At 69.1% G+C, this 12159-nt stretch carries 11 protein-coding genes and 1 pseudogene; all 12 read left to right on the top strand.

Annotated features, from left to right (window positions below):
- The first annotated feature begins 37 nt into the window (after positions 1 to 37).
- Complete coding sequence (locus ACJH6H_RS20290) at positions 38 to 703, top strand: DUF5642 family protein (RefSeq protein WP_212812067.1); 666 nt, start codon at positions 38 to 40, stop codon at positions 701 to 703.
- 295 nt (positions 704 to 998) lie between these two features.
- A complete protein-coding gene (gene ftsW / locus ACJH6H_RS20285) occupies positions 999 to 2735 on the top strand; it encodes a putative lipid II flippase FtsW (RefSeq protein ID WP_212812066.1) in 1737 nt (578 codons plus the stop codon).
- Positions 2732 to 3895 (top strand): undecaprenyldiphospho-muramoylpentapeptide beta-N-acetylglucosaminyltransferase, encoded by a 1164-nt coding sequence (murG, locus tag ACJH6H_RS20280; protein ID WP_256445356.1) that lies wholly within the window; start codon positions 2732 to 2734, stop codon positions 3893 to 3895. The genes ftsW and murG overlap by 4 nt, the downstream gene beginning before the upstream one ends.
- A 38-nt stretch (positions 3896 to 3933) precedes the next feature.
- Complete coding sequence (gene murC, locus ACJH6H_RS20275) at positions 3934 to 5343, top strand: UDP-N-acetylmuramate--L-alanine ligase (protein WP_371824567.1); 1410 nt, start codon at positions 3934 to 3936, stop codon at positions 5341 to 5343.
- On the top strand, positions 5340 to 6320 hold the full coding sequence (locus ACJH6H_RS20270) for a cell division protein FtsQ/DivIB (RefSeq protein ID WP_305798713.1): 981 nt from the start codon (positions 5340 to 5342) through the stop codon (positions 6318 to 6320). Before murC ends, ACJH6H_RS20270 begins: the two co-directional genes overlap by 4 nt.
- Positions 6321 to 6527: 207 nt before the next feature.
- The gene (ftsZ, locus tag ACJH6H_RS20265) at positions 6528 to 7706 is read left to right on the top strand and encodes a cell division protein FtsZ (RefSeq protein ID WP_212812064.1); all 1179 of its coding nucleotides are present in this window, start codon (positions 6528 to 6530) and stop codon (positions 7704 to 7706) included.
- A 42-nt stretch (positions 7707 to 7748) separates the two neighbouring features.
- The gene (gene pgeF, locus ACJH6H_RS20260; protein ID WP_082371024.1) at positions 7749 to 8459 is read left to right on the top strand and encodes a peptidoglycan editing factor PgeF; all 711 of its coding nucleotides are present in this window, start codon (positions 7749 to 7751) and stop codon (positions 8457 to 8459) included.
- On the top strand, positions 8456 to 9259 hold the full coding sequence (locus tag ACJH6H_RS20255; protein WP_212812063.1) for a YggS family pyridoxal phosphate enzyme: 804 nt from the start codon (positions 8456 to 8458) through the stop codon (positions 9257 to 9259). The genes pgeF and ACJH6H_RS20255 overlap by 4 nt, the downstream gene beginning before the upstream one ends.
- A gap of 65 nt (positions 9260 to 9324) precedes the next feature.
- Positions 9325 to 9963: a cell division protein SepF gene (locus ACJH6H_RS20250; RefSeq protein WP_212812062.1), complete on the top strand. Its 639-nt coding sequence runs from the start codon at positions 9325 to 9327 to the stop codon at positions 9961 to 9963.
- Positions 9964 to 10085: 122 nt separating this feature from the next.
- Positions 10086 to 10379, top strand: coding sequence for a YggT family protein (locus ACJH6H_RS20245; RefSeq protein WP_020103629.1), 294 nt, complete (start codon positions 10086 to 10088; stop codon positions 10377 to 10379).
- A gap of 268 nt (positions 10380 to 10647) precedes the next feature.
- Entirely contained in the window at positions 10648 to 11445 is a 798-nt protein-coding gene (locus ACJH6H_RS20240; RefSeq protein ID WP_212812061.1) for a DivIVA domain-containing protein, read from the top strand.
- 10 nt (positions 11446 to 11455) lie between these two features.
- Positions 11456 to 11845: pseudogene (locus ACJH6H_RS20235) on the top strand (hypothetical protein); the annotation flags it as partial.
- Between the last annotated feature and the right edge of the window lie 314 nt (positions 11846 to 12159).

Below are 12159 nucleotides of genomic sequence, written 5' to 3'. Positions count from 1 at the left end.
CGCGGTGGTGCCCGAGGCCGCTGTTAGGGTTCGCGCCATGAGTGTCGAGAAATACCTGGTCGGGCCGGTTGTCGTGCTGGCGGGCGCGGCGCTGATCGCCGGTTGCGGCGGTTCGGACGGCAAGTCCGGGAGTGGTGGCCAGGCCGCGGCGAAGTACGACATCTCGAAGGTCGGCGGTGCCAAGAGCAGCCTGCCGCCGGGTTACGACCCGATGGATCTGGAGGCCGACACCGTCACGCAGGAGAAGCTGGACGCACCTGGTGTCGGCGCGCTCACCACAACTCCGCCGTCGATCGTCACTCCCGCCGAGTGCGCGTCGCTGCTCAAGCCGCTCGCGCCCGCCGGCGTCGGCGCCAAGACCGCGGGCTTCATCGGCAGCAACCAGGAGGGCCACACCGTCATCGTGATGGCGGCGGAAGCGGCCGGCACCGTCGGCGAACTCGGCCACGCGGGCTGCGATCAGTTCACCGTCGACTCGACCGACGGCGTCACCGCAACGGTCGACCGCGTTCCCGGCCCCGACATCGCGGGCGCCAAGACCATGGGCGTACAGGCGCACATCGCCGCCAATGGCAAGGCCATCGAGGAGACCACCTACACCGCCGTCCTGGGGGACAAGACGGTGGCCGTCGTCCAGGCCGACGTCGATCCGCAGGTCGCCAAGGAGTTGCTCGTCAAGGCGGTCGCGGCGATCAAGAGCTGATTTCTCCGACGCCGCGGCCGCCGCGAATGTAACCAGGCGGCGGCAGAACGCGCCGAATCTCGCCGTGACGTCGCATTCGTGACGGCGCGCCGCTGACCGTGCGCCCGCGGCGCAGTGTCAAGGAGCCACGGGGGCCTCGCGGGCCGTGTGATGAGGGACTCCTGGCAAATCGCCCCATTCCGGCGACACGCGCCGGATGTGCCACGCCCTGCGGGTGCGACAGGGGAGGATTTTGGGATGCAAGGGACAGTTGTGGTTTCTGTGACCAATGTGAACGACGAGGTCGGGTAGTCACATGCCGGACATCCTTGCAAAGCTGCGCCGGGGCAAAGCCGGCCCGGAAACGCCGCAGGCCCCGGACGAGAAGAACCCGAGCGCCTCCGACGCCGGCGGCAAAGACGCGGGCAAAGACGCGGGCAAAGACGCGGCCGCGGAGTCGACGGCGAAGGCCGCTCAACCCAAGCGGCAGGGCCCCCGGGCCCGGTTCGGGGCCTGGCTGAGCCGGCCGATGACGTCGTTCCACCTGGTCATCGCCTGTGCGGCACTGCTGATCACCCTGGGTCTCACCATGGTGCTCTCGGCCTCGGGCGTGCACTCGTACGACGAGGACGGCTCGCCCTGGACGATCTTCGCCAAGCAGGTGCTCTGGACCGTCATCGGCCTCATCGCGTTCTACGTCGCGCTGCGGTTGCCCATCGCGTTCATGCGCCGGATGGCGCTGCCGGCGTTCATCGTCAGCCTCGTGCTGATCGCCCTGGTGCTGATCCCGGGCATCGGCCACCTGTCCAACGGCGCCCGCGGCTGGTTCGTCGTCGCCGGTTTCTCGATGCAGCCGTCCGAGCTGACCAAGATCGCCTTCGCGATCTGGGGTTCGCACCTGCTGGCGACCCGCCGCATGCAGCACGCCGGCTGGAAAGAACTGCTGTTCCCGCTGGTCCCCGCGGCGGTGCTGGCGCTGGGCCTGATCGTGGCCGAGCCCGACCTCGGGCAGACGGTGTCGGTGAGCATCGTGCTGCTCGGCCTGCTCTGGTACGCCGGTCTGTCACTGCGGATCTTCCTGAGCTCCCTGGTCCTGTGCATCGGTGCGGCCGCGATCATGGCGGTCTCGGCCGGCTACCGCTCCGACCGCGTGCGGGCGTGGCTGGACCCCGACTCCGACCTGCAGGGCATCGGTTATCAGTCGCGGCAGGCCAAGTACGCGCTGGCCAACGGCGGCATGTTCGGTGACGGGCTGGGGCAGGGCACCGCGAAGTTCAACTACCTGCCGAACGCGCACAACGACTTCATCTTCGCCATCATCGGTGAGGAACTCGGCTTCATCGGCGCCGCGGGCCTGCTGGCGCTGTTCGGCCTGTTCGCCTACACCGGTATGCGCATCGCCCGCCGGTCGGTCGACCCGTTCCTGCGGCTGCTGACCGCCACCACCACGCTGTGGGTGGTCGGCCAGGTGTTCATCAACGTCGGCTACGTGCTCGGCCTGCTGCCGGTCACGGGTATCCAGCTGCCGCTCATCTCCGCCGGTGGAACCGCAACGGCCACAACGCTTCTGCTGATCGGCCTGATCGCCAATGCGGCGCGCCACGAGCCCGAGGCGGTGGCCGCGTTGCGCGCCGGCCGCGACGACCGGATGAACCGGATCCTGCGGTTGCCGCCGCCCGTGCCGTATTCGCCGACCACGCTGGACTCGGCCCGGGACCGGCTGCGTGGCCGCGGCGACAAGCCGGTCCGCAAGCCTGCCGCCCGGCAGGCCAAACCCACCAAGCCGGCAAAGCCCGCCAAGGCTGCCCGCCCCACCCGGCAGGCCACCCGGCAGGAGCCGCCGGGCCGGCAGCGCCGGACCGACGCCCCGCGGCGCACGCGACGCACCGAGGAACCGGACCGGCGGTCGGACCGCGCCCGCCGAAACCCCGTACCGGCCGACGGTGCCGGACGGCGTGCAAGGCAAAATGGTGACCTCAAGGGTCAACAAAGACGTGACCCGCGCCGGTCGGACCCGCGGGTCCGCACATTGGAAGGTCAGCGGTACGGGTGAGTGTGAGTTCGGGCCGGAGCGACGGGGGAGGGCCCCGCATCTCGGTGGTTCTGGCCGGAGGCGGCACCGCAGGTCACATCGAACCCGCGATGGCGGTCGCCGACGCACTGGTGGCGCTGCGGCCCGATGTCCGGATCACCGCCCTCGGCACGGCCCGCGGGCTGGAGACCCGGCTGGTTCCCGAACGTGGCTACGACCTCGAGTTGATCACGCCGGTTCCGTTGCCGCGCAAACCTTCTGCCGACCTGGCGCGGCTGCCGCTGCGGGTTCGCGCCGCGGTGCGTGAGACCCGCGACGTCCTCGACGCCGTCCAGGCCGACGTCGTCGTGGGCTTCGGCGGCTACGTCTCGCTGCCGGCCTACCTCGCCGCCCGCGGTGGGGGACTGCGCCGGCGCCGCACCGTCCCGGTCGTGGTGCACGAGGCCAACGCCAGCGCGGGCTGGGCCAACAAGGTCGGCGCCCGCTCGGCGCGCCGGGTGCTGGCCGCGGTACCGGATTCGGGTCTCAAGGGCGGCGAGGTCGTCGGCATCCCGGTGCGCGAGTCCATCACCTCGCTCGACCGGGCCGCGTTGCGCGCGCAGGCCCGCGAGTTCTTCGGATTCGCCGACGACGCCCGCGTGCTGCTGGTGTTCGGCGGCTCCCAGGGCGCGCAGTCGCTCAACCGCGCCGTTTCCGGTGCGGCGAAAAGCCTCGCCGCGCAAGGTGTTTCGGTCCTGCACGCCTACGGCCGCAAGAACACCCTCGAGCTGCCGGAGCCGGCGCCGGGCGCGCCGCCGTATGTCGGGGTGCCGTACCTCGACCGCATGGATTTGGCTTATGCGGCTGCCGATCTGGCCATCTGCCGGTCCGGCGCCATGACCGTCGCCGAGGTCAGTGCCGTCGGTCTGCCCGCGGTCTACGTGCCGCTGCCGATCGGCAACGGCGAGCAACGACTCAACGCACTCCCGGTGGTCGACGCCGGCGGCGGCCTGCTGGTCGACGACGCCGAGCTGACCCCGGACTTCGTCACCGAACGGATCGGAAACTTGATGCGCGACACCGCCGCACTGGATCAGATGACGACGGCGGCCGCGCTGGCCGGCCACCGTGACGCGGCCCGGCGGGTGGCGCAGATCGCCCTGGAAGTCGCGGGCGTCGCGGCCGGATCGGATGCCCGGTGACGGCGCGGGAGCTGCCACCCGAGCTGGCCCGGGTGCACATGGTCGGTATCGGCGGTGCCGGGATGTCCGGCATCGCCCGGATTCTGCTGGACCGCGGCGGCCAGGTGTCCGGTTCGGACGCCAAGGAATCCCGTGGTGTCGCGGCGCTGCGGGCCCGCGGGGCCGAGATCCGGATCGGGCACGACGCGTCGTCGCTGGACATGCTGCCGGGTGGTCCGACCGTCGTGGTCAGCACGCACGCCGCCATCCCCAGGGACAACCCTGAGCTGGTGGAGGCCCACCGGCGCGGCATCCCGGTGATCATGCGCCCGGTCGTGCTCGCCAAGCTCATGGACGGCTACCGCTCGGTGCTGGTGACCGGCACGCATGGCAAGACCACGACGACGTCGATGGTCATTGTGGCGTTGCAGCACAATGGTTTTGACCCGTCGTTCGCCGTCGGTGGCGACCTGGGTGAGGCCGGCACCAACGCGCACCACGGCAGCGGCGACTGTTTTGTCGCCGAGGCCGACGAGAGCGACGGCTCGCTGCTCGAATACACGCCCGACGTGGCGGTGGTGACCAACATCGAGGCCGACCACCTGGACCACTTCGGCAGCGTCGAGGCCTACACCGCGGTGTTCGACGACTTCGTGGCCCGGCTGCGTCCCGGGGGCGCGCTGGTGGTGTGCGCCGACGACCCGGGCGCCGAGGCGCTGGCCCAGCGGTCGGTGGAGCGCGGCGTTCGCGTGCTGCGGTACGGCATGGGTAGTGCGCAGCGCACGGATCTGGAAGCCACGCTGCTGACCTGGCAGCAGCAGGGCACCGGCGGCGTGGCCGCCATCCAACTGGCGGGCGAGCCGCACCGCCGGGGCATGCGGCTGTCGGTGCCGGGCAAGCACATGGCGCTCAACGCGCTGGCCGCGCTGTTGGCGGCCCGCGAGGTCGGCGCGGATCCGGAGGCCGTGCTCGACGGTCTCACCGGGTTCGAAGGCGTGCGGCGCCGCTTCGAGGCGGTCGGAACCGCTTACGGCGTCCGGGTTTTCGACGACTACGCGCACCATCCCACCGAGGTCCGGGCGACGCTCGAGGCGTTGCGGGCGGTGGCCGGCACGTCGCGCTCCATCGTGGTGTTCCAGCCCCACCTGTATTCGCGCACACAGACTTTCGCGAAGGAGTTCGGCCAGGCGCTGGATCGTGCCGACGAGGTGTTCGTCCTCGACGTGTATGCCGCGCGGGAGGCCCCGCTGGCCGGCGTCAGCGGCGCGAGCATCGTCGAACACGTCTCGGCCCCGGTGCATTACGTGCCGGACTTCTCCGCGGTCGCCGAGCAGGTGGCGGCCAAGGCCGGTCCCGGTGACGTCATCGTCACCATGGGCGCCGGCGATGTCACGCTGCTGGGCCGCGAGATCCTGACCGCGCTGGAGATCAAGGCAAACCGCGCAGCTCCGGGACGGCCCACGCCGTGACCGTGGAGGACGGCTCGGGGGAGCCGGCTGCCGAACCTATTGCGGCGCAGGACGACACGGTGCCGGGCGAGGTCGCGGCGGAGGTGGCGCCGGACGCGGCGGCAGAAGCGCCCGCGGACGAGGCGGCGCCGGACGCCGCGTCGGCCGATCCCGCGTCACCCGACTACGAGGGGCCCCGTCGCCGTGCCCGGCGGGAGCGGGAGGAACGCCGCATCGCGCTGGAGCGGGCCAGGGCCCTGGAGCAGGCGCGTCAGGAGGCCCGGCGCCGGGCGGCGGGCCTGTCCGAGCAGCCGAAGGCGCCCACGCGCGGTGTCATCCGTGGACTGAAGATGTTGCTGTGGTCGGCGGTGACGGCCGTCGTCGCCGTCACGCTGGGTCTGGTGCTGTACTTCACGCCGATCATGGCGGTCCGGCACACCGTGGTGACCGGTCTGGCGAGCCTCACCGAAGACGAGGTGAAGGCGGCCGCCGCGGTCAAACCGGACACGCCGCTGCTGCAGGTCAACACCGACGCGGTGGCCGAACGGGTCGCCACGATCCGGCGGGTGGCCAGCGCCAGGGTGCAGCGGGAGTACCCGTCCACGCTGCGGATCACGGTGGCCGAGCGGGTCCCGGTGGCGGCCAAGGAGTATCCGGACGGTCCGCACCTGTTCGACCGCGACGGGGTGGATTTCGCGACCGAGCCGCCGCCGCAGGGACTGCCGTACCTCGATGCCGACAATCCGGGGCCGAAGGATCCGGCGACGCTGGCGGCCCTCGAGGTTTTGTTGTCGCTGCGTCCTGAGGTGTTCAGCCAGGTCGCGCGGGTTGGGGCGCCGTCGGTTGCCGCCGTCACGCTGACGCTGAACGACGGTCGTGAGGTCATCTGGGGGACCACCGACCGCACGGAGGAGAAGGCGCTCAAGCTGGGCGCGCTGCTCACGCAGCCGGGGCACACCTATGACGTGTCCAGTCCCGACCTGCCCACTGTGAAGTAGCTCATCGACTTCCCGTCGCTGTGCTCGTCCGGGCCGAGAAAAATCGCGTGAACTCTCGGCGCGCCTGCACGGCTGCGGCGCGGCCGCACCCTACCGTTCTGTTTGCGCGGAACAACTTGACATAACTCTAACCCTATGGTTGAGGTTTAGGGTTTTGATTCGAGAAGTTTTGCTCAGGACAAACCGAGCCAGGGAGGAAGACGTCAGATGACACCCCCGCATAACTACCTCGCCGTCATCAAGGTGATCGGTGTCGGCGGCGGCGGCGTCAACGCCGTCAACCGCATGATCGAACAGGGCCTTCGCGGCGTCGAGTTCATCGCGATCAACACCGACGCGCAGGCGCTGCTGCTCAGTGAGGCAGACGTCAAGCTCGATGTCGGTCGCGACTCGACCCGTGGCCTGGGTGCCGGCGCCGACCCCGAGGTGGGACGCAAGGCCGCCGAGGACGCCAAGGACGAGATCGAAGAGCTGCTGCGCGGCGCCGACATGGTGTTCGTCACCGCCGGCGAGGGTGGTGGCACCGGCACCGGTGGCGCGCCCGTCGTCGCCGGCATCGCCCGCAAGCTCGGCGCGCTGACCGTCGGTGTGGTGACCCGCCCGTTCTCGTTCGAGGGCAAGCGCCGCTCGAACCAGGCCGAGCTGGGCATCCAGGCACTGCGCGAGAGCTGCGACACCCTGATCGTCATCCCCAACGACCGCCTGCTGCAGATGGGCGACGCCGCCGTCTCGCTGATGGACGCGTTCCGCAGCGCTGACGAGGTGCTGCTCAACGGTGTGCAGGGCATCACCGACCTGATCACCACGCCCGGCCTGATCAACGTCGACTTCGCCGACGTCAAGGGCGTCATGAGCAGTGCCGGCACGGCGTTGATGGGTATCGGTTCGGCCCGCGGTGACGGTCGTGCGCTCAAGGCCGCCGAGATCGCCATCAACTCGCCGCTGCTGGAGGCGTCGATGGACGGCGCCCAGGGCGTGCTGATGTCGGTGGCCGGCGGTAGCGACCTCGGTCTGTTCGAGATCAACGAGGCCGCGTCGCTGGTGCAGGACGCCGCGCACCCCGAGGCCAACATCATCTTCGGAACCGTCATCGACGATTCGCTGGGCGACGAGGTCCGGGTCACGGTCATCGCGGCCGGGTTCGACACCGCGGGTCAGAGTCGTAAGCCCGTCACCTCGGCGGTGCCGGGTGCGACGGCGACGCCGGCTGCTGCCGGTGGCGCGCACCGGGCGCAGACCTTCGGCACGGCGAGCGCCGGCAAGGTCGGTGCCTTCAACGCCGACCCGGGTACCGTCCCGGCGGCGACCAACGGTGTGACGGTGAGCGTCGGCGGCCGCGGCGACGACGATGACGACGTCGACGTGCCGCCGTTCATGAAGCACTGACGGTGACCGAGTGGCGCGGATACGCCGGATAAATTTGTCATCGTGACGTTCCGTATCCGCAGAGTGACTACGACGCGTGCGGGCGGGGTCTCGAAGGCCCCGTTCGACACGTTCAACCTGGGTGACCACGTCGGCGACGATCCAAAGGCCGTGGCGGCCAACCGGACTCGGCTGGCCGAGGCCATCGGGCACGGCCCGCTGGTGTGGATGAACCAGGTGCACGGTGACCATGTCGAAGTTGTCGAGGGCCCTGGAACTGGAGCCGGGGGAGCCTACGACAACACCGACGCCCTGGTCACCGCGACACCGCGGCTTCCGCTCGCGGTGATCACGGCCGACTGTGTGCCGGTCCTGTTGGGTGATGCGCGCGCCGGTGTGGTGGGCGCCGTGCATGCCGGACGGGTCGGCGCGCAGAAGGGCGTGGTGCTGCGCACGGTCGAGGCGATGCAGAAACTCGGTGCGCAGGTGCAGGACATCTCGGTGCTGCTCGGTCCGGCGGTCAGCGGCCGCAATTATGAGGTGCCCTACGAGATGGCCGACGACGTCGAGGCGGTGCTGCCGGGCAGCATCACCACGACCGCCCGCGGCACGGTGGGTCTGGACCTGCGGGCCGGCATCGCCAAGCAGTTGGCCGGCTTGGGTATCGAGGCCATCGACATCGACCCGCGCTGCACGGTCGACGATCCGAATCTCTTCAGCCACCGACGTGGCGCCCCGACCGGGCGGCTGGCGTCGGTGGTGTGGATGGAATGACCAGCACGCCGCGCGAGGCCGAACTGGCCGCGTCGCTGGCCCGGATTCAGGAGCGGATCGACGCTGCCGCGGCAGCCGCCGGCCGGGATCGGGCCGACATCGAATTTCTTCCGGTGACCAAATTCTTTCCGGCGAGTGATGTTGTTGCGCTGTTCGGATTGGGCTGCCGGGCATTCGGTGAATCCCGGGAGCAGGAAGCCTCAGGCAAAGTCGATGAGGTGTCGGGCGTCTTGTCGGACAAGAAATTGATCACAGCGCCGGGCGAATTGTTGGATGCGTCATCGAACATAGAGTCGAACAATGCAATTCGATGGCACATGATCGGCCGAATTCAACGCAACAAGGCGCGGGCCGTGGCGCGCTGGGCGGCGGTGGCGCATTCGGTCGATACCGGGCCGTTGATCGCGGCGTTGTCCCGCGGCGCGGTCGAGGCGCTGGACCAAGGCCGCAGGTCCGAGCCCCTGCAGGTCTACATCCAGGTCAGTCTGGACGGCGATCCGGCGCGCGGCGGCGTCCCGGTGGACCGGCCCGATCTGGTGGACGATCTGTGCGCGGCCGCGCACGCGGCCCCGGGCCTGGGTTTGGCGGGCCTGATGGCGATCCCGCCGCTGACCAGCGACGCCGAGGCGGAGTTTGCGCGGCTGGAGGCTGAATTGCTCAGGGTCCAAACGCAATACCCCCACCGGCTGGGGCTCTCCGCGGGCATGTCCAACGACCTGGAAATCGCGGTGCGACACGGGTCAACGTGTGTGCGTGTCGGTACCGCGTTAATGGGACCGCGTCCTCTAACGTCACCATGAGTAGTCACTCCAGTCACACTTACATCACAGTCACCAGACACCACATTCTTAGCTAGGGGCATCCGATGAGCACACTGCACAAGGTCAAGGCCTACTTCGGTATGGCGCCGATGGACGACTACGACGACGAGTACTACGACGACGAAGACCGTCCATCGCGCGCCTACCAGGCGCCGCGCCGCCCCCGCGACGAGCGTTTCGAGGACGACGACTACGGCCGTGGTGAGCCGCGCGGCTACGACGACCGCATGGGCCGCGAATACGAAAGTGCCCCAATGGGTTACCGCGGTGGCTACGACGAGATGCCGGCGCGCGGCCCGCGCGAGTTCGAGCGTCCGCGCTTCAACACCCTGCGTGGTGCCACCCGTGGTGCCGTCGCCATGGAGCCCCGCCGCATGGCCGAGCTGTTCGAGGCCGGCAGCGCCCTCGCCAAGATCACGACCCTGCGTCCCAAGGATTACAGCGAGGCCCGCACCATCGGTGAGCGCTTCCGTGACGGCACCCCGGTGATCATGGACCTGGTGTCGATGGACAACGCCGACGCCAAGCGCCTCGTCGACTTCGCCGCCGGCCTGGCCTTCGCGCTGCGCGGCTCGTTCGACAAGGTCGCCACCAAGGTGTTCCTGCTGTCGCCGGCCGACGTCGACGTCAGCGCCGAGGAGCGTCGCCGCATCGCCGAGGCGGGCTTCTACAGCTACCAGTAACACCTGCGCAGCTTCACGCAAGACCCCTTCGGCCCCCGGCCGGAGGGGTCTGCGTTAGGTAGGCTCGCTCCCAAGCGCCGACAGCAGTCGGCGCTTTTCCCGCGCTAGTGAGGTCTGTTGCATTGACCCTGTTCTTCGACATTCTGGGTTTTGCGCTGTTCGTCTTCTGGCTGCTGTTGATCGCCCGCGTGGTGGTGGAGTTCATCCGCGGATTCAGCCGGGACTGGCAGCCGAGGGGACTGACCGTGGTGATCCTCGAGGCGATCATGACGGTGACCGATCCTCCGGTGAAGCTGTTGCGGCGCTTGATCCCTCCGCTGACCATCGGGCCGGTCCGGGTCGACCTGTCCATCGTGGTGCTGCTCATGGTGGTGTTCATCGGCATGCGGCTGTCGTTCGATCAGGTGGGGGCCTGAGCGCGACGTTCCCCTGACCTGCAGAAGCGCATTAATTACATTTATGTAATTAATGCGCTTCTTTCGTTTTGGTCAATTCGCGCCGCGCGTCGGGCCGCGTTGCCGAATTCCAATGAAACATTGAAATTCGTTCTTAATTCCGGACCTCGCCTGCAACCGACGGGTCTGCTGTGACAGGATGGACGCCAGTTACTCCACGATCGCTCTACACTTTGATCGCTCTACACTTTGACACCGATTGACGGTCCAGACTGCAAGGGGGCAGAAGATGCCGCTAACTCCGGCTGACGTCCACAACGTCGCATTCAGCAAGCCGCCGATTGGCAAGCGCGGTTATAACGAGGATGAGGTCGATGCATTCCTCGATCTCGTCGAGACCGAGCTGACTCGGCTGATCGAAGAGAACAGCGATCTGCGGCAGCGGGTCGCCGAGCTCGACGCCGAGCTCCAGTCCGCCCGCACCGGCCAGCCGGTGGCGGCTCCGGTCTTCACCCCGCCTGCGCCGGAGCCCGAGCCCGTCGCGGCGCCCGCGCCGGCGGCCGCTCCTGTCGCCGCGCCGGTCGGCGAGGACCACCACGTCCGCGCGGCCAAGGTGCTGAGCCTGGCCCAGGACACCGCCGACCGTCTCACCAGTTCGGCCAAGGCCGAGGCCGACAAGACCCTCGCCGACGCCCGGGCGCAGGCCGATGCCCTGGTCAGCGACGCCAAGCGCACTGCCGAGACCACGGTCGCCGACGCCAAGGCGCGCGCCGAGGCCATGCTGGCGGACGCGCAGACCCGTTCGGAGGCCCAGCTGCGTCAGGCCCAGGACAAGGCCGACGCCCTGCAGGCCGACGCCGAGCGCAAGCACACCGAGATCATGGGCAACATCAACCAGCAGCGCACGGTGCTGGAAGGCCGCCTCGAGCAGCTGCGCACGTTCGAGCGCGAGTACCGCACCCGTCTCAAGACCTACCTGGAGTCCCAGCTCGAGGAGCTCGGCCAGCGCGGCTCTGCCGCTCCGGCGGATTCGGCGGCCGGTGGCGAGGGTGCTGGCTTCGGCCAGTTCAACCGGGGCAACAGCTGACGGCTGACCAATGCTGATCATTGCCCTGGTCCTTGCCCTCATCGGGCTGACCGCGCTGGTGACCGCGATTGTCACGAGCAATGAGCTGATCGCCTGGGTGTGTATCGGCGCCAGCGTCATCGGGGTGCTGCTGCTCATCGTCGACGCACTGCGCGAACGCTCGCGCGGCGGTGCGGCGGCCGAGTCCGCCCCCGACGTCGACGACGCGCTGGCCACCGAGGCCGGCGAGGAAGCCGCGGCGGAGGAAGAAGCCGCCGCGGAGCCTGTCGAGGACTACCCGGCCGACGAGCCCGAAACGGTTGTGGCCGAGAAGGTTTCAGAAGACGAGGCGTCTGACGAGCCCCAAGAGGCCGAGGCCGAAAGCTCTGATTCCGACGAGCCCGAGACCGAAGCGGCGACCGTCATCACGACCGACACGGAATCGGCGGAGTCCGAGGCCGCTGACGCTGCCGAGGAAACCGACGAGCCTGAGGAAGCGGGCGCCGAGGAAGCCGAGGCAGACGAAGAAGCCAAGGCAGACGAAGACGAGGCCAAGAAGGCCTGAGCCCCCGGCGCTCTCAATTTCATACTGATGCCACCGCCGCGACGGACTCCCCGTCGCGGCGGTGCTCTTTTTCTCCACCCGGCCGGAGAAGTACATGGCTTCAATCGCCAGGCACGTGAGGTGTTGTGCGCGAAGCCAGGTACCAGTTCTGGCCGTCAGACGTCCCTGAC

The sequence above is a fragment of the Mycobacterium sp. SMC-21 genome, from assembly GCF_045310825.1.
Taxonomy (GTDB): Bacteria; Actinomycetota; Actinomycetes; order Mycobacteriales; family Mycobacteriaceae; genus Mycobacterium.
This window is presented reverse-complemented; position numbering and strand designations above follow the sequence as displayed.

Bases quoted from the DNA above. Each gene is read 5' to 3' on its own strand.
- murC (WP_371824567.1), top strand. From the start codon at position 3,934: ATGGTCGGTATCGGCGGTGCCGGGATGTCCGGCATCGCCCGGATTCTG.
- ACJH6H_RS20290 (WP_212812067.1), top strand. From the start codon at position 38: ATGAGTGTCGAGAAATACCTGGTCGGGCCGGTTGTCGTGCTGGCGGGC.
- ACJH6H_RS20240 (WP_212812061.1), top strand. From the start codon at position 10,648: ATGCCGCTAACTCCGGCTGACGTCCACAACGTCGCATTCAGCAAGCCG.
- ACJH6H_RS20255 (WP_212812063.1), top strand. From the start codon at position 8,456: ATGACCAGCACGCCGCGCGAGGCCGAACTGGCCGCGTCGCTGGCCCGG.
- ACJH6H_RS20250 (WP_212812062.1), top strand. From the start codon at position 9,325: ATGAGCACACTGCACAAGGTCAAGGCCTACTTCGGTATGGCGCCGATG.
- ftsW (WP_212812066.1), top strand. From the start codon at position 999: ATGCCGGACATCCTTGCAAAGCTGCGCCGGGGCAAAGCCGGCCCGGAA.
- ftsZ (WP_212812064.1), top strand. From the start codon at position 6,528: ATGACACCCCCGCATAACTACCTCGCCGTCATCAAGGTGATCGGTGTC.